The 15,539-nt window shown below is 68.3% G+C and carries 15 protein-coding genes and 1 other RNA gene; 8 read left to right on the top strand and 8 right to left on the bottom strand.

What is annotated here, in order from left to right:
- Positions 1–1,118 (top strand): MBL fold metallo-hydrolase (locus C1H66_RS14435; protein WP_146010733.1); only part of this gene is annotated, 1,118 nt, incomplete at its 5' end.
- A gap of 13 nt (positions 1,119–1,131) precedes the next feature.
- On the opposite strand, the gene C1H66_RS14430 is transcribed toward C1H66_RS14435, so the two are convergent.
- The 5 genes from C1H66_RS14430 to grpE form a co-directional block, all read right to left on the bottom strand.
- Positions 1,132–2,049: an EamA family transporter gene (locus C1H66_RS14430; RefSeq protein WP_240618330.1), complete on the bottom strand. Its 918-nt coding sequence runs from the start codon at positions 2,047–2,049 to the stop codon at positions 1,132–1,134.
- Positions 2,046–2,327, bottom strand: a complete 282-nt coding sequence (locus tag C1H66_RS14425) for a DUF2218 domain-containing protein (protein WP_102628583.1) — start codon at positions 2,325–2,327, stop codon at positions 2,046–2,048. The genes C1H66_RS14430 and C1H66_RS14425 overlap by 4 nt, the downstream gene beginning before the upstream one ends.
- Before the next feature lie 203 nt (positions 2,328–2,530).
- The gene (gene dnaJ / locus C1H66_RS14420; RefSeq protein WP_102628582.1) at positions 2,531–3,679 is read right to left on the bottom strand and encodes a molecular chaperone DnaJ; all 1,149 of its coding nucleotides are present in this window, start codon (positions 3,677–3,679) and stop codon (positions 2,531–2,533) included.
- A 92-nt stretch (positions 3,680–3,771) separates the two neighbouring features.
- The gene (gene dnaK, locus C1H66_RS14415; RefSeq protein WP_102628581.1) at positions 3,772–5,703 is read right to left on the bottom strand and encodes a molecular chaperone DnaK; all 1,932 of its coding nucleotides are present in this window, start codon (positions 5,701–5,703) and stop codon (positions 3,772–3,774) included.
- A gap of 128 nt (positions 5,704–5,831) precedes the next feature.
- Positions 5,832–6,458: a nucleotide exchange factor GrpE gene (grpE, locus tag C1H66_RS14410; RefSeq protein ID WP_102628580.1), complete on the bottom strand. Its 627-nt coding sequence runs from the start codon at positions 6,456–6,458 to the stop codon at positions 5,832–5,834.
- Between the two features lie 245 nt (positions 6,459–6,703).
- On the opposite strand from grpE, the gene recN reads away from it, so the two are divergent.
- Positions 6,704–8,380, top strand: a complete 1,677-nt coding sequence (recN, locus tag C1H66_RS14405; protein WP_102628579.1) for a DNA repair protein RecN — start codon at positions 6,704–6,706, stop codon at positions 8,378–8,380.
- A gap of 168 nt (positions 8,381–8,548) precedes the next feature.
- On the opposite strand, the gene fur is transcribed toward recN, so the two are convergent.
- Positions 8,549–8,998, bottom strand: a complete 450-nt coding sequence (fur, locus tag C1H66_RS14400; RefSeq protein ID WP_102628578.1) for a ferric iron uptake transcriptional regulator — start codon at positions 8,996–8,998, stop codon at positions 8,549–8,551.
- 72 nt (positions 8,999–9,070) lie between these two features.
- Here fur and C1H66_RS14395 point away from each other — a divergent pair, with 72 nt between their 5' ends.
- On the top strand, positions 9,071–9,559 hold the full coding sequence (locus tag C1H66_RS14395) for an outer membrane protein assembly factor BamE (protein WP_102628577.1): 489 nt from the start codon (positions 9,071–9,073) through the stop codon (positions 9,557–9,559).
- Positions 9,560–9,605: 46 nt separating this feature from the next.
- Here the strand turns inward: C1H66_RS14395 and C1H66_RS14390 are convergent, their stop codons facing one another.
- On the bottom strand, positions 9,606–9,908 hold the full coding sequence (locus tag C1H66_RS14390; RefSeq protein ID WP_102628576.1) for an RnfH family protein: 303 nt from the start codon (positions 9,906–9,908) through the stop codon (positions 9,606–9,608).
- Positions 9,895–10,332, bottom strand: coding sequence for a type II toxin-antitoxin system RatA family toxin (locus tag C1H66_RS14385; RefSeq protein ID WP_102628575.1), 438 nt, complete (start codon positions 10,330–10,332; stop codon positions 9,895–9,897). Before C1H66_RS14385 ends, C1H66_RS14390 begins: the two co-directional genes overlap by 14 nt.
- A gap of 128 nt (positions 10,333–10,460) precedes the next feature.
- Here C1H66_RS14385 and smpB point away from each other — a divergent pair, with 128 nt between their 5' ends.
- From smpB to C1H66_RS14360, 5 genes are all read left to right on the top strand, one after another.
- The gene (gene smpB, locus C1H66_RS14380) at positions 10,461–10,952 is read left to right on the top strand and encodes an SsrA-binding protein SmpB (protein WP_102628574.1); all 492 of its coding nucleotides are present in this window, start codon (positions 10,461–10,463) and stop codon (positions 10,950–10,952) included.
- A 40-nt stretch (positions 10,953–10,992) separates the two neighbouring features.
- Positions 10,993–11,373: a transfer-messenger RNA gene (gene ssrA / locus C1H66_RS14375) on the top strand.
- A 322-nt stretch (positions 11,374–11,695) separates the two neighbouring features.
- Entirely contained in the window at positions 11,696–12,895 is a 1,200-nt protein-coding gene (locus tag C1H66_RS14370; protein ID WP_102628573.1) for a saccharopine dehydrogenase family protein, read from the top strand.
- Positions 12,892–14,043, top strand: a complete 1,152-nt coding sequence (gene nspC / locus C1H66_RS14365) for a carboxynorspermidine decarboxylase (protein WP_102628572.1) — start codon at positions 12,892–12,894, stop codon at positions 14,041–14,043. The genes C1H66_RS14370 and nspC overlap by 4 nt, the downstream gene beginning before the upstream one ends.
- A 150-nt stretch (positions 14,044–14,193) precedes the next feature.
- Positions 14,194–15,492, top strand: coding sequence for an aspartate kinase (locus C1H66_RS14360; RefSeq protein WP_170064156.1), 1,299 nt, complete (start codon positions 14,194–14,196; stop codon positions 15,490–15,492).
- Positions 15,493–15,539 lie beyond the last annotated feature (47 nt).

Below are 15,539 nucleotides of genomic sequence, written 5' to 3'. Positions count from 1 at the left end.
GACAACTGGGCACCGCCCGCCCCCATCTCGCCCCGGCGAGGCCGACCCGGCCCGCCGCCGAGCCGACCGAAATGCCCGCCCCCCTGGCGGTCAGGCCGGGGCCACGCCCCCGGATCCGGCTCACCACCCTGACCGCGACCCTGGTCAATGGCGTCTTCGGCGACCCCTTGCTGCACCTGCGCCTGAGGCACCAGAAGCGCAGCCTGCTGTTCGACCTGGGCGACCCCGGTCGGCTGCCGGCGCGCCTCGCCCATCAGGTGACCGACGTCTTCATCAGCCACGCCCACTTCGACCATATCGGCGGCTTCCCCTGGCTGCTACGCTCGCGGATCGGCGCCTTCCCCGCCTGCCGGTTCTACGGCCCGCCGGGCCTGGCCGACCATCTAGCCGGGCAGATCCGTGGCGTACTCTGGGATCGGGTGGGCGACAAGGCACCCCGCTTCGAGGTCAACGAGCTGCACGGCGAACGGCTCGAGCGCTGCCGCCTCACCGCCGGCGAGAAACGGCCGACGCCCCTGCCGCCACGACCGGCGACCGACGGCGTGCTGCACGAGGAGCTCGGCTTTCGCGTGCGCGCGGCGACGCTGGATCACGGCACCCCGGTGCTCGCCTTCGCCTTCGAGCCCGACCTTCAGGTGAAGGTGCGCAAGGAACGACTGGAGGCCCTCGGCTGGCCGCCCGGCCCCTGGCTGGGCGAACTCAAGCACCATGTGCTGGCCGGCGACGGTGCCGCCCGGCTCACCCTGCCCAACGGCGAGCGCTGGCAGGTGGCACGACTGGCGGAGGTTCTGCTGCTCACCGAGCCCGGCCAGCGGCTGGTCTACGCCACCGACCTGGGCGACACCAAGGAGAACCGCCGGCGCCTGGTCGCCCTGGCCCGGGGCGCCCAGGTGCTGTTCTGCGAGGCCCCCTTCCTGGCACGCGAGGCCGACCAGGCGCGACTCACCGGCCACCTCACCGCCCGCGCCTGCGGCGAGATCGCCGCCGCGGCCGGCGCCCGCCAGCTCGCCCCCTTCCACTTCTCGCGCCGCCATGCGGGCAACGCCCGGGCGATTCACGACGAGATCCGTACCCGCTTCGCTCACCTGCCGCCAGCGGCCGATGACGGGGACGAGTGAGCCACCCGGCGGCTCAGGGCAACGGCTTCGGCGGCCGGCCGTTGCGCAGCAGCAGGGCGATGGCCGTCAGCACCAGCAGGCTGCCCGGCAGCCACACCCAGCCGATCCGCTGCGGCGACTCGATGAACAGCAACAGCATGGAGACGAAGGGCACCAGATAGCCGTAGGCGGTGACCGCCCCGGGGGTGAGCGCCGCGGTGGCTCGCTGCATCAGCCAGAAGGTCAGGGCGCTGGAGAACAGCCCCAGGTAGACCAGCAGCAGGAGGTCGTCCCGGCTCATCGCAGCGAGGCGCCCGACGGGCTCGATCGCCAGGCCCAGCAGGCCGATCAGCACCCCGCCCAGGCCCAGGCTCCAGAAGGTGCGTACCGCCGCCGACTCGTCCAGGCGGCCGCTGGCCAGCCCCCACTTGCTGAGCACCGGGTAGAGCGCCGAGGAGACGCAGCCGAGGAAGAACACCGCCTCGCCGCTGCCGAGGCCGAATCCTTCCGGCGCCCCCAGCGACTCGGCGAAGGCCAGCCCCAGCGCCCCGGCCGCCCCCAGGCCGAGGATCGCCGGCAGCCGCCAGGCCAGGCGCTCGACCCCGAACCCCAGCCCCAGCAGGAAGGCCAGCAGCGGCACGGTGACATAGAGGGTGGCCATGGAGAGCGCCGTGGCATGGTGCGCCGCCCAGAACATGGCGCCGAAGAAGCCCGCCAGGCAGAGCCCCATCAGGCCGTAGAGCGGCAGCGCCCGCCAGCCGGGGAGGAAGGCCGGGGAGCGGCGTGCCAGCCACCAGAGCCCGGCGCAGGCGATGGCGAAGCGCAGGGCGGTGAGCGAGAGCGGCGGCAGCTCGCTCATCAGCCCCACGGCAGGAAACGACAGCCCCACCAGCCCCGCCCACAGCAGCATGCCCAGGTGGGCGACACGTGGCGTCGGCGCGGCGACGCTCAATTTTCCCAGACGATGACCAGTTCCTCGTCGCCCGCCATGCGCTCGAGGTGGCTCGCCACTACCCCCTCCAGGCGGTCCAGACCCTCCTCCTCCAGGGCCTCGATGGCCACCACCAGCTTGTCCGCCTCGGCCTGCATCAGGCAGGTGCCGTCCTCGAAGGCCACCCGGCCCTCGCCCTCCTTGTGCTCCACCTCCAGCTTGTGCGCCCAGTGCTTGCACAGCCGGTTGATCAGCTTCGCCCCGGACTCGGTGGCGATCTCCGCGCGCGAAATCGGCATGGTCCTCTCCCGTCGTCTGTCGCTGGAAGGCTCAGCCTATGACGAGCCGCCCGCTCGGCGCCAGCCCCGCCGCCGTCTATTCGAGCAGAACGACGTGTTCGACCAGCCGGATCACCCGGCGACCCTGCCGCGCCCCCACCACGACAAGCCCCCGGCATCCGACGATACCGGGGGCCTTTCGCTTCGGGGCAGAAGCCGGGAGGTTACGGCTTCATGTCCTCGAAGAACTTCTTCACGCCGTCGAAGAAGTTGGTCTTCTTCGGCGAGTGGCTGTTGCCTTCGCCGAGGCTCTCCTGGAGCTGGCGCAGCAGCTCCTTCTGATCTTCCTTGAGGTTGACCGGGGTCTCGACCACCACCCGACAGAGCAGGTCGCCGGGGGGGCCGCCACGCACCGGCTTGACGCCCTTGCCGCGCAGGCGGAACAGCTTGCCGGTCTGGGTCTCGGCGGGGATCTTGAGCTTGACCCGGCCGTCGAGGGTCGGCACCTCGAGCTCGCCGCCAAGCGCGGCGTCGACGAAGTTGATCGGCACCTCGCACTGCAGGTGACGGCCCTCGCGCTGGAAGATGTGGTGCGGCTTGATCGCCACCTGGACGTAGAGATCCCCGGGCGGGCCGCCGTTGATGCCGGCCTCGCCCTCGCCGTTGAGGCGGATGCGATCGCCGGTATCCACCCCAGCGGGGATCTTCACCGACAGGGTGCGGGTCTCGCGCACCCGGCCCTCGCCGTGGCACTTGTGGCACGGCACCTTGATGTGCTGGCCGCTGCCGTGGCAGGTCGGGCAGGTCTGCTGCACGGCGAAGAAGCCCTGCTGCATGCGCACCTGGCCATGGCCCTGGCAGGTCGGGCAGGTCTCCTTGGAGGAGCCCGGCTCGGCGCCGCTGCCGTCGCAGCGTTCGCACTCGACGTGGCGCGGCACGCGGATGTCCACGGTGGTACCGGCCACCGCGCTCTCGAGGTCGAGCTCGAGATTGTAGCGCAGGTCGCTGCCGCGCGCCGGGGCATTGGGGTTGCGGCGCCCGCCTCCGCCGCCGCCGAAGATGTCGCCGAAGACATCGCCGAAGATGTCGCTGAAGCCCCCGGCCCCGGCGCCGCCGAAGCCGCCCGCCCCGAAGCCGCCGCCCTGGCCGTCGACGCCGGCATGGCCGAACTGGTCGTAGGCGGCGCGCTTCTCGCTGTCGGTCAGGACCTCGTAGGCCTCCGAGACCTCGCGGAACTTCGCCGCCGCCGTGTCGTCGTCCGGGTTGCGGTCGGGGTGAAACTTCTGGGCCAGGCGCCGATAGGCCTTCTTGATGTCCTTCTGGTCGGCCCCGCGCTCAACGCCCAGCACCTCGTAATAGTCACGTTTGGACATGGGTCTGTCCGCCTCCGTAGCGACACCGCGGAAACACCAACGCGGGAGTCGGGCCCCCGCGCTGGCGTCATCCGTGGTTCAGATGTCGTGGTTTACTGCTTCTTCTGGTCGTCGTTGACTTCTTCGTACTCGGCGTCGACCACGTCATCTTCCTGCTTGGCACCGGCGTCAGCGGCCTCGCCCTCGGCCTGTTGCGCAGCCTCGGCCTGGGCGGCGTACATCTTCTGGGCCAGGTTGCCGGAGGCCTCGGTCAGGGCATCCAGCTTGCTCTGGATGGCGTCCTTGTCGTCGCCCTTGAGCGCCTCCTCGAGCTCGGAGACGGCGCTCTCGATGGCCTGCTTCTCCTCGGCGCTGGCCTGCTCGCCGGCCTCCTCGAGGGTCTTGCGCGCGGCGTGGACCATGCCGTCGGCCTGGTTGCGCAGCGCCACCAGCTCCTCGAACTTCTTGTCCTCGTCGGCGTGGGCCTCGGCGTCGCGGACCATCTGTTCGATCTCCTCGTCGGTCAGGCCGCTGGAGGCCTTGATGACGATGGACTGCTCCTTGTTGGTGGCCTTGTCCTTGGCGGAGACGTGCAGGATGCCGTTGGCGTCCAGGTCGAAGGCGACCTCGATCTGCGGCACACCGCGCGGCGCCGGCGGAATGTCGGCCAGGTCGAAGCGGCCCAGCGACTTGTTGCCCCCGGCCTGCTTGCGCTCGCCCTGCAGCACGTGGATGGTCACGGCGGTCTGGTTGTCATCCGCGGTCGAGAAGGTCTGGGTCTTCTTGGTCGGGATGGTGGTGTTCTTCTCGATCAGCGGGGTCATCACGCCGCCCAGGGTCTCGATGCCCAGTGTCAGCGGGGTGACGTCGAGCAGCAGCACGTCCTTGACGTCACCGCCGAGCACGCCGCCCTGGATCGCCGCCCCCACGGCCACCGCCTCGTCCGGGTTGACGTCCTTGCGCGCTTCCTTGCCGAAGAAGTCGGCGACCTTCTTCTGCACCATGGGCATGCGGGTCTGGCCGCCGACCAGGATGACGTCGTCGATCTCGGACGCCGACAGCCCGGCGTCGGCCAGCGCGGTCTTGCACGGCCCCATGGAGCGCTGCACCAGGTCTTCCACCAGCGACTCCAGCTTGGCCCGGGTCACCTTGACGTTGAGGTGCTTGGGCCCGGTGTTGTCGGCGGTGATGTAGGGCAGGTTGACGTCGGTCTGCTGGGCGCTGGACAGCTCGATCTTGGCCTTCTCGGCGGCCTCCTTGAGGCGCTGCATGGCCAGGTTGTCGCCGGACAGGTCGATGCCGCTGTCGGCCTTGAACTGGTCGACCAGGTAGTTGATCAGCTTGAGGTCGAAGTCCTCGCCGCCCAGGAAGGTGTCGCCGTTGGTGGCCAGCACCTCGAACTGGGTCTCGCCGTCGACGTCGGCCACCTCGATGATCGAGATGTCGAAGGTACCGCCGCCCAGGTCGTAGACCGCGATGGTCTTGTCGCCGCGCGACTTGTCCATGCCGTAGGCCAGGGCCGCCGCGGTGGGCTCGTTGATGATGCGCTTGACCTCGAGCCCGGCGATGCGGCCGGCGTCCTTGGTGGCCTGGCGCTGGGAGTCGTTGAAGTAGGCCGGCACGGTGATGACCGCCTCGGTGACCGTCTCACCCAGGTAGTCTTCCGCAGTCTTCTTCATCTTCTTCAGCACTTCGGCGCTGACCTGCGGCGGTGCCAGCTTCTTGCCCTTCACTTCCACCCAGGCGTCGCCGTTGTCGGCCTCGGTGATGGTGTAGGGCACCATCTTGATGTCCTTCTGCACGACGTCGTCCTTGAAACGACGGCCGATCAGGCGCTTGATGGCATACAGGGTGTTGGTCGGGTTGGTGACCGCCTGGCGCTTGGCCGCCTGGCCCACCAGGATCTCGCCATCATCGGTGTAGGCGATGATGGACGGCGTGGTGCGCGCGCCCTCGGCGTTCTCGATCACCTTGGCGCTGTCGCCGTCGAGCACGGCGACACAGGAGTTGGTGGTCCCCAGGTCAATACCGATGATGCGTCCCATAGGAAATCCTCGAAAGTCGTTGCAATGTTTCTGAAAGTCGCGTTCTGCGGCCTTCGCCGCGGAGTTGTCGTCTATCTGGGGGCCGCTCGGCGCTTTTCAAGACCCGCCACCCCCATTTTTGCTCGCCGTCAGCCGGCGGCCTGGCTGACCACCACCATGGCCGGTCGCACCAGGCGACCGTTGAGCAGGTAGCCCTTCTGCATCACGTCCATCACGGTGTTGGGCTCGAGCTCGGGGTTGGGCACCATGGCCATGGCCTCGTGGTACTGCGGGTCGAAGGGCTCGCCATGGGGCTCCACCATCTCGACGCCGAACTTGCCGAGCACGTCGTGCTGCATCTTCAGCGTCATCGAGACGCCCTCGCGGTGGGCCTCGGTGGCGTCCTCGCCCATGGCCTCGAGCGCCTTCTCCAGGCTGTCGACCACCGGCAGCAGCTCCTTGACGAACCTCTCCAGGGCGAACTTGCGCGCCTTCTCGGCCTCCTGCTCGGCACGACGGCGCACGTTCTGCGCCTCGGCGGCAGCACGCAACGCCTGGTCCTTGGCCTCGGCCAGGCTCTGCTCGAGCTCCTCGACGCGGGCCGCCAGCACCTCGGCCTCCGGGTTGTCGGAGGCTTCGGCCTCACGGGCGACCAGCTCGGCCTCTTCGGCCCCCTCGATGGCGGCCTCCAGCTCGCCCTCCTGTGCCTGGGGCTCGGCCTCCTCTTCCTGGCGGGCGAGTTCCTCGTCAAGCGGGGTCTGGGGGTCTTTGGCCATGTGTCTCTCCTGAAATACCGCTCGTGAAAGCTGGGGGCGACGCACGCGCCGCCCGCTGGGAATGTCGAATCGTATTCGCCGTCTGCGGGGATATATGGGGCTGGGTGGGCCGAACTCAAGCCATGACAGCGACAAGGCGGCCATCGAGGGCGTCGACGTGCATTGTCGGCCCCCCTGGACTACTGTATAAACGCACAAGACGTGTACGGATAGACAGTGGTTTCGAACAGGCCCCGGGAGGCGTCATGCTGACAGAGCTTGCCATTCGCGACTTCGCCATCGTCGATCACCTCGAGCTGGAGCTGGCCACCGGCATGACCGCCATCACCGGCGAGACCGGCGCCGGCAAGTCGATCCTGCTCGGCGCCCTGGGGCTCTGCCTGGGCGAGCGTGCCGATGCCGCCAGCGTGCGCCACGGCCGCGAGCGCGCCGACCTCTCGGCCCGCTTCGACATCCGCCGGTTGCCCGCGGCGCGCGCCTGGCTCGAGGAGCGCGAGCTGCCCGCGGACGACTGCCTGCTGCGCCGGGTGGTCACCGCCGCCGGCCGCTCGAAGGCCTGGATCAACGGCCAGCCGGCCACGGTGGCCGACCTCAGGTCGCTCGGTGAACGGTTGATCGAGATCCACGGCCAGCACGCCCACCAGGCGCTGCTGCGCGAGGAGACCCACCTGCGCCTGCTCGACGACTTCGCCGGCCAGCGCGAGGCCGTGGCGGCCCTGGGCGAGACCTTCCGCCGCTGGCAGGCGGCCCGGCGCAAGCTCAAGCGACTGGCCGAGGACGGCGACGAACTCCAGGCGCGCCGCCAGCTGCTGCGTTACCAGGTCGAGGAGCTCGACCAGCTGGCCCTGGCGGAGGACGAGCTCAAGGGCCTGGAAGAAGAGCAGGAGGAGCTCGCCCATGCCGAGGAGCGCCTGCGCGAGGCGCAGTTCGCCGCCGCGTGCTGCGACAACGACGAGGGCGGTGCCGCGCCCCTGCTGACCCAGGCGATCAACCGGCTCTCGGCGCTGCCGGGCAGCGACCGCGGCGCCCTCGCCGACGCCCTGACGATGCTCGGCGACGCCCGCATTCAGGTCGAGGAAGCGGCCCGCGAGCTCAACCACTTCGCCGGCACCACCGAGCTCGACCCGGAGCGCCTGGCGTGGGTCGAGGAGCGCCTCGGCGAGGTGCACCGCATCGCCCGCAAGCACCACGTGCTGCCCGAGGAGGTCACCGCACTGCACCGCCGCCTGCAGGGGGAGCTCGAGGAGCTCGAGGGCGGCGAACAGGACCTGGAGACGCTCTCCGCCGAGGTCGACGCCCTGCGCGACACCTGGCGCGAGCAGGCCCGCGGCGTGGGCGAGGCACGACGCCGGGCGGCCGTGCGCTTCGGCAAGGCGGTGCAGGAGCAGCTCGCCTTCCTGGCCATGGACAAGGCACGCTTCGCGGTGGAGGTGGAGGCTCGCGACACCCCGGCCGCGGAGGGCCTGGAGAGCGTGCGCTTCGTGATCAGCGCCAACCCCGGCCAGCCACCGCGGCCACTGGCCAAGGTGGCCTCGGGCGGCGAGCTGTCACGTATCAGCCTGGCGATCCAGGTGGTGGCGGCGCGCCACTCGACCATCCCCTGCCTGGTGTTCGACGAGGTGGACGTGGGGGTCTCGGGCGCCACCGCCGAGATCGTCGGCCAGCTGCTGCGGCGGCTGGGCGAGCAGGGCCAGGTGCTGACCGTCACCCACCTGCCCCAGGTGGCCGCCCAGGCCCACCACCATCTGCATATCGAGAAGCAGGCGAAACGCGACACCACCCTGACCCGCATGGCGCTGCTCGACGAGGCCGGCCGGGTCGGCGAACTGGCCCGTATGCTGGGCGGCGTCAGCCTCTCCGACCGCACCCTGGCCCACGCCCGGGAAATGCTTGATGCCAGCCAGCAGGGTGCTCACCACTAGGGCCACCCCTCCGACCGACTCCCCACCTGGCGGCCCACGCCCGGGAGATGCTCGACGCCAGCCAGCGCGCCCATCACTGACCGCACCCTGCGCCACAACGCACACGGCCCCGATCGTCGATCGGGGCCGTGTGCATGTTCAGGCCAGTGCACGCCACCCGGCGCGCGATCACTTCTTCGGGTGGATGCCTTCCTGGCGGGTCGCCTTGGAGCCCTTGGGGCGCACATAGAGCACCAGGGCATGGTCGACGAGCTCGAAGCCGTGCTCCTCGGCGATCTCCTGCTGGCGACGCTCGATGGTCTCGTCGAAGAATTCGATGATCTCGCCGCTCTCGAGGCAGACCATGTGGTCGTGGTGCTCATCCTGGGAGAGCTCGAACAGGGCGTGGCCGCCGTCGAAGTTGTGGCGAACCACCAGGCCGGCCGATTCGAACTGGGTAAGCACGCGATAGACGGTGGCCAGGCCCACGTCCTCACCGGCCTCCAGCAACGCCTTGTAGACGTCCTCGGCACTCAGGTGGTGCTGTCCCGGGGCATTCTCCAGGATCTGCAGGATCTTCACGCGCGGCAGGGTCACCTTGAGACCGGCCTTGCGTAGTTCATGGTTCTGGTCGGCCATGGTCGCTCTTCGCAGTATCGGGTAGGGTCGGGTATGATCGACCGAATCCACGATAGTGAAGAACAGGCGCAAATGCAAAAGTTGACTGGAATCGTCACCCTCTCGGCCATCCTGCTACTGAGCAGCGGCTGCAGCTACTTCGGTGTCTACAAGCGCGACATCCCTCAGGGCAACCTGGTGACCGCCGACATGGTGGAACAGCTGCAGCCTGGCATGAGCCGGGATCAGGTGATCCGTGTGATGGGTCGCCCGCTGCTGGAGGCCCCCTTCGATGCCAACCAGTGGGACTACGTGTTCCGCCTCGACGAGGCCTATGGCGGCGTGGACAGCCGCCGCGTCACCCTGACCTTTGCCGGCGACCGCCTGGCCAACGTCGAGCGCGAGGGCGACCTCAGTGGCGACATCGAGCTGCGCCCCCTCGAGGGCATCGGCCCCCAGACCGAGGGCGCCGAGGCGCTGGATACCATGCCGGCACAGGAGCCGCAGCCGCAACCCCAGCCGCAGGGCGGTGCGCCCGTTCCCCAGGGCGGCGAGCCGGCCAGCGAACCGTCCGATTTCTGACCCAGCCAGCACGGTTCGGTAACACGCCCCGGCCAGGTCCGGGGCGTCAGCGTCTGGTGCGGGCGCGCTCGGCACGCGCCGCCTTGGGGTCGATCGCCAGCGGGCGGTAGACCTCGACGCGATCGCCGGTGCACAGCACGTGGCGCTCGGGGTCGCGCAGCGACTTGCCGAAGATACCGAGATCGGCGTCGAGGAAGGTCTCGGCGGGCAGTTCGGGGAAATAGCGCTCCAGCCCGGCGAGCCGCACGGCCTGGCGGGCCGTGGTGCCTTCCGGCACGGCGAGGGTGACCAGGCGCTGCCGATCCGGCAGGGCGAAGGCCACCTCGACCGCGATCTCAGTAGCGGCCATAGATGTCATCGGCACGACGGGTGAAGGAGTCCACCAGCTGGCCGGCCACCTGCTGGAAGAGCTTGCCGAAGGCCATGCCCAGCAGCCGGCTGGCGAACTCGAACTCCATCTCCAGGCTCACCTTGCAGGCGTTCTCTCCCATGGGGATGAACATCCAGCGACCGCGCAGTCGCTTGAAGGGGCCGCTGACCAGCGACATCTCGATGCGATCGGGCTCGATCAGGTCGTTGCGGGTGGCGATGCTCTGCTCGATACCGGCCCGCCCCAGGGTCATCTCGCCGATCAGGTGGGAATCGTCGCGCTCGATCAACCGTGCGCGACGGCACCCGGGCAGGAACTCCGGATAACGCTCGAAGTCGTTGACCAGGTCGAACATCTCCTGAGGGGTATGCCGCACCATGGCGGACCGATTGACCGTTGGCATTGAGCTCTCCGCTGACTTCACCGTGCCCAGGGCGTATCATGAGCCGTTATTTCGGGCCTTGAATGGTATCACGCTTCCCCCCATGTCGGAGGGGGAGCCGACATCGGCAGAACACGACACGAGGTTTCATGGCCAACAAGAACGCCAAGGGCAAGGGGCCCGGCAGCAACGTCATCGCCTTGAACAAGAAGGCACGCTTCGAATACCACATCGACGAGACCTTCGAGGCCGGCCTGGTGCTGGCCGGTTGGGAAGTGAAGAGCCTGCGTGCCGGCAAGGCGCAGCTGACGGACACCTACATCCTGATCAAGGACGGCGAGGCCTGGCTGCTGGGCAGCCATATCATGCCGCTCAACACCGCGAGCACCCACGAGGTGGCCGACCCCACCCGCACCCGCAAGCTGCTGATGCACCGCAAGGAAATCGCGCGGGTCTTCTCGCGCACCCAGGAGAAGGGGCACACCTGCGTGCCGCTCAAGCTCTACTGGAAGGGCAACCGGGTGAAGTGCGAGCTGGCGCTGGTGACGGGCAAGAAGCTGCACGACAAGCGGGCCACCGAGAAGGACCGCGACTGGCAGCGGCAGAAGGGGCGCATCATGCGTGAACAAAACAAGGCCTGAGGTGTCACAAGACCGTCCATCCTGATAGGATAGGCGCTATGGGGGCGACATGGTTTCGACGCCGGTGACAACCCCTGCGGTGCATGCCGAGAGCGTGATGTATCTCGTAAATCCAACATCATGACTAAATAGTCGCAAACGACGACAACTACGCTCAGGGCGCGCTGGCAGCTTAAACGCTGTTAGCTTCTAGTCCGGCCCGAACGCGATGTGCCCATTCATCGCCGACGGGATATGAGCCAAGACTGATGGGATCGCGGTTGGTGGTGTCCTCTCGCCAATCGCTAAACTTGACGAGGAATCGCGTCGCTGGATCCTGCCCGTCGGAGCCAGTAGCGTTAAATCAAACGACGGAACTAAGCATGTAGAGCCAATGGGCGAGTGCTGGCGGACGCGGGTTCAATTCCCGCCGCCTCCACCAATCAAGTCGACGAATCAAGCACCTACGGGTGCTTTTTTCGTTCCTGGCGGCCTCACCGGGCACCCACCCGAGGGCGATGGACGCCTCGTCGTCGGGACGGCCCGGCAACCGACGCCCCTCCCCCCGAACTTTCGTCTTAGCCTTGACGCGAAAAGCACTTGATAGCAGCCTCAGGGGGGGCCATTATCTGCGCCCTCTCGTCGGCCTCTAGGGTGCCGGGCGAGGCCAAGACCGGGGTGGCATCGGGTCGGGGTGCGCTGTGGCGGCCCACTACCGATAAGACCCTACCACTGTTGACATTTCCCGATCTGGATTCGAACCCATGAGCAAAGTCCTGATTATCGGCGCCGGCGGCGTCGGCGGTGTCGTCACCCACAAGTGCGCCCAGCATCCCGAGGTCTTCAATGAGATCATGCTGGCCAGCCGCAACGAAGCGAAGTGCAAGGCCATCGCGGCCCAGCTGGACCGTTCCATCCAGACCGCCCAGGTGGACGCCGATAACGTCGATGACCTCGTTGCGCTGATCGAGTCGTTCAAGCCGGACGTGCTGATCCACGTGGCCCTGCCCTATCAGGACCTGACCATCATGGAGGCGTGCTTGCGCACCGGCGTGCCCTACCTCGACACCGCCAACTACGAGCACCCCGACGAGGCCAAGTTCGAGTACAAGGAGCAGTGGGCCTTCCAGGAGCGCTACGCCCGCGCCGGTAACATGGCCACCCTGGGCTGCGGTTTCGACCCGGGCATGACCAACATCTACTGCGCCTATGGCCAGAAGAACCTGTTCGACGAGATCCATCGCATCGACATCCTGGACGCCAACGGCGGCGACCACGGCTACCCCTTCGCCACCAACTTCAATCCCGAGATCAACATCCGCGAGATCACCGCGAATGGCCGCTACTGGGAGAAGGGCGAGTGGAAGGAGACCGCGCCGCTGGCCGAGAAGCGCACCTTCGACTTCGACGGCATCGGCGAGAAGGACCTCTACCTGCTCTACCACGAGGAGCTCGAGTCGCTGTCGCGGAACATCAAGGGGCTGGAGCGCATCCGCTTCTGGATGACCTTCTCCGAGAAGTACATCACCCACCTCAAGGTGCTCGAGAACGTCGGCATGACCAGCATCGAGCCGATCGAGTTCGAGGGTCGCCAGGTCACGCCGCTGCAGTTCCTCAAGGCGGTGCTGCCCGACCCGGCGTCGCTCGGCCCGCGCACCAAGGGCAAGACCAACATCGGCGTGATCCTCGACGGCATCAAGGACGGCAAGCGGCGCAAGGTGTACATCTACAACATCTGCGACCACGAGGCGTGCTACCGGGAGGTGCAGTCCCAGGCGATCTCCTATACCACCGGCGTGCCCGCAGTGACCGGCGCCATGCTGATGCTGGAAGGGATCTGGAAGGGCGAGGGCGTGTTCAACGTCGAACAGCTCGACCCCGACCCCTTCATGGCACGCATCGGCGACATGGGCCTGCCGTGGCAGATGGTCGAGCTCGACCCCGAGGTGGACCTGCTGGGATGACCCCCCTCACCTTCGATATCCACGCCTGCCCGTCGCCGGCCTATGTGGTGGACGACGCCCTGCTGCGCAAGAACCTGGAGCTCCTCGGCGAGGTCCAGGAGCTCAGCGGGGCCCGCATCCTGCTGGCGCTCAAGGGCTTCGCCATGTGGGACTGCTTCCCCATGATCCGCGAGTACCTGGTGGGGACCACCTCCAGCGGCCAGGACGAGGCACGCCTCGGCGCCGAGACCTTCGGCGGCGAGGTGCACGTCTACTCGCCGGCCTTCACCGAGCCGGAGATGGAGGTGGTGCTGCGCTACGCGGACCACCTCAGCTTCAATTCGCCGGGCCAGTGGCGGCGCTTCCGCGACACCGTCGCGGCGGCGCCGCGCCGGGTCTCCTGCGGGTTGCGGGTCAATCCGGAGCACTCCACCGGCGCGGTGCCGCTCTATGATCCCTGCGCCCCCGGCTCGCGGCTCGGCACCCGGGCCGCGGACCTCGCACCGGAGGATCTGGCGGGGCTCGAGGGGCTGCACTTCCATACCCTGTGCGAGCAGAACAGCGATGCCCTCGAACATACCCTGGAAGCCTTCGAGGCGAAGTTCGGCCACTACCTCGCCGGCATGCAGTGGATGAACTTCGGCGGCGGCCACCATATCACCCGCTCCGACTACGACGTGGCGCGGCTGGTGCGGGTGGTCCGCGACTTCAAGGCGCGCCATCCGCACCTCACGGTCTACCTGGAGCCCGGCGAGGCGATCGCGCTGAACACCGGCTATCTGGTGTGCACGGTGCTGGACATCGTCGAGAACGGCGGCCCCATCGCCATCCTCGACACCTCGGCCACGGCGCACATGCCGGACGTGCTGGAGATGCCCTACCGGCCGGAGATCATCGGCGCCGGCGAACCGGGCGAGAAGGCCCACAGCTATCGGCTGGGCGGCCTGACCTGCCTCGCCGGCGACGTGGTGGGCGAGTACTCCTTCGATGCGCCGCTGGCCATCGGCGACCGCCTGGTGTTCACCGACATGGCCCACTACACCATGGTCAAGACCACCACCTTCAATGGCATCCGCCTGCCGTCGATCTGCCGCATCGACGAGGCGAGCCGCGAGGTACGCACGGTCAGGACCTTCGGCTACGTGGACTACATGCAGCGGCTGAGCTGAGCGCGAGGCGCCATGACGAAGGAAGCACCCGCGGGTGCTTCTTTCGTTCCTGTGCCACGCATTTTCCCTCTCCCACCACCCCCCCTTCTCCCTGGCCCGGATTTGCCGCATGGTGCCCATTGCAACCTCGACAGACAGGGAGAGCCGGGAATGACCACGGTCTACAAGTTCGGCGGCGCCTCGATCCAGGACGCCGCGGCCATCCGCCACCTGGGCGAAGTGCTGGCGACCACCCGGGAGCGCCCGCTGGTGGTCGTGGTCTCGGCCATGGGCAAGACCACCAACGCCCTGGAGGCGCTGCTCGCCGCCGCGCGCAGCGACGATGACCGGGACTACCGCAGCCGACTCGACGAGCTGCGCAGCGCTCACCTGGCCACCGTCGACGCCCTGTTCGGCGACCGGAAAGCCACCGTCGCCGAGCGGGTCGAGGCGCTGTTCGAGGAGCTCGACCATCGCCATCGGACGCACCGGCGGGAGCCGCGCCCCTTCCACTACGATCAGACGATCTGCTTCGGCGAACTGCTGTCCACCACCATCGTGGCCGCCTGGCTCAACGCGAGCGGCACCGCCACCGACTGGCACGACGCCCGGGAGCTGATCGTCACCGACGCCCACCACCAGGCCGCCAATATCGACTGGCAGGCCACCGGTGCAAAAGTGCGCTCACTGGACCTCGGCAGTGGACGACTGTTGATCACCCAGGGCTTTATCGGCGGCACCCCCGACGGGGTCTCGACGACCCTCGGCCGGGAAGGCTCGGACTTCAGCGCGGCGATTTTCGCCCACTGCCTCGGGGCCGGGGAGCTGGTGATCTGGAAGGACGTACCGGGGCTGTTCAACGCCGACCCGCGCCGCTTCGACAACGCCGTGCAGCTGCAGCGGCTCTCCTACGACGAGGCCATCGAACTGGCCTGGCACGGCGCCAAGGTGATCCACCCCAAGACGCTGGCCCCGCTGCGGGAGCAGGGCATCCCGCTGAAGGTCCGCTCCTTCGAGGAGCTCGGTGCCCCGCCCAGCGTCATCTCGGCCGAGGGGGCGAGTGCCGCCACGCCGGCCTTCATCCTCGCCGAGGAGCAGGCGCTGCTGGAGCTCCGCCCCCGGGACTTCTCGTTCATGGACGAGGCCAGGCAGCACGACATCCTCGGCCGCCTCGTCGAGGCCGGCGTGCACGCCAACCTGATCGACAGCGGCGCCACGCGCCTGTCGCTCTGCCTCGACGCGCACCCGACGCGCCTCGAGCCGCTGGTCGAGGCGCTGGCCGCCGACTATGCCCTCGAGCGCCACGACGACCTGACGCTGCTCACCGTGCGCCACCCCACCGAGCCCCTGGTGGAGGCGCTCAGCGGGAACCGCGAGATTCTCGCCGAGCGGCGTAACCGTGACACGGCACAGCGGCTGTTTCATAGCCGGGAGTGTTCGGAGACCTGGCACATACCGGAAGGACGCTAGAAGGGAAAGAACCGCGCCTGCTCATGGGCAGGCGCGGCCTGTTCGGC

Origin of the sequence: Halomonas heilongjiangensis, assembly GCF_002879645.1 — a bacterium.
In the GTDB taxonomy this organism is placed as follows: Bacteria; Pseudomonadota; Gammaproteobacteria; order Pseudomonadales; family Halomonadaceae; genus Halomonas; species Halomonas heilongjiangensis.
Note: the sequence above shows the minus strand (reverse complement) of the source record. Positions and strands in the feature narration are given on the sequence as shown.

Bases quoted from the DNA above. Each gene is read 5' to 3' on its own strand.
- recN (WP_102628579.1), top strand. From the start codon at position 6,704: ATGCTGACAGAGCTTGCCATTCGCGACTTCGCCATCGTCGATCACCTC.
- grpE (WP_102628580.1), bottom strand. From the start codon at position 6,458: ATGGCCAAAGACCCCCAGACCCCGCTTGACGAGGAACTCGCCCGCCAG.
- C1H66_RS14425 (WP_102628583.1), bottom strand. From the start codon at position 2,327: ATGCCGATTTCGCGCGCGGAGATCGCCACCGAGTCCGGGGCGAAGCTG.
- fur (WP_102628578.1), bottom strand. From the start codon at position 8,998: ATGGCCGACCAGAACCATGAACTACGCAAGGCCGGTCTCAAGGTGACC.
- nspC (WP_102628572.1), top strand. From the start codon at position 12,892: ATGACCCCCCTCACCTTCGATATCCACGCCTGCCCGTCGCCGGCCTAT.
- C1H66_RS14395 (WP_102628577.1), top strand. From the start codon at position 9,071: ATGCAAAAGTTGACTGGAATCGTCACCCTCTCGGCCATCCTGCTACTG.
- dnaJ (WP_102628582.1), bottom strand. From the start codon at position 3,679: ATGTCCAAACGTGACTATTACGAGGTGCTGGGCGTTGAGCGCGGGGCC.
- C1H66_RS14370 (WP_102628573.1), top strand. From the start codon at position 11,696: ATGAGCAAAGTCCTGATTATCGGCGCCGGCGGCGTCGGCGGTGTCGTC.
- C1H66_RS14390 (WP_102628576.1), bottom strand. From the start codon at position 9,908: ATGGCCGCTACTGAGATCGCGGTCGAGGTGGCCTTCGCCCTGCCGGAT.
- dnaK (WP_102628581.1), bottom strand. From the start codon at position 5,703: ATGGGACGCATCATCGGTATTGACCTGGGGACCACCAACTCCTGTGTC.
- smpB (WP_102628574.1), top strand. From the start codon at position 10,461: ATGGCCAACAAGAACGCCAAGGGCAAGGGGCCCGGCAGCAACGTCATC.
- C1H66_RS14360 (WP_170064156.1), top strand. From the start codon at position 14,194: ATGACCACGGTCTACAAGTTCGGCGGCGCCTCGATCCAGGACGCCGCG.
- C1H66_RS14385 (WP_102628575.1), bottom strand. From the start codon at position 10,332: ATGCCAACGGTCAATCGGTCCGCCATGGTGCGGCATACCCCTCAGGAG.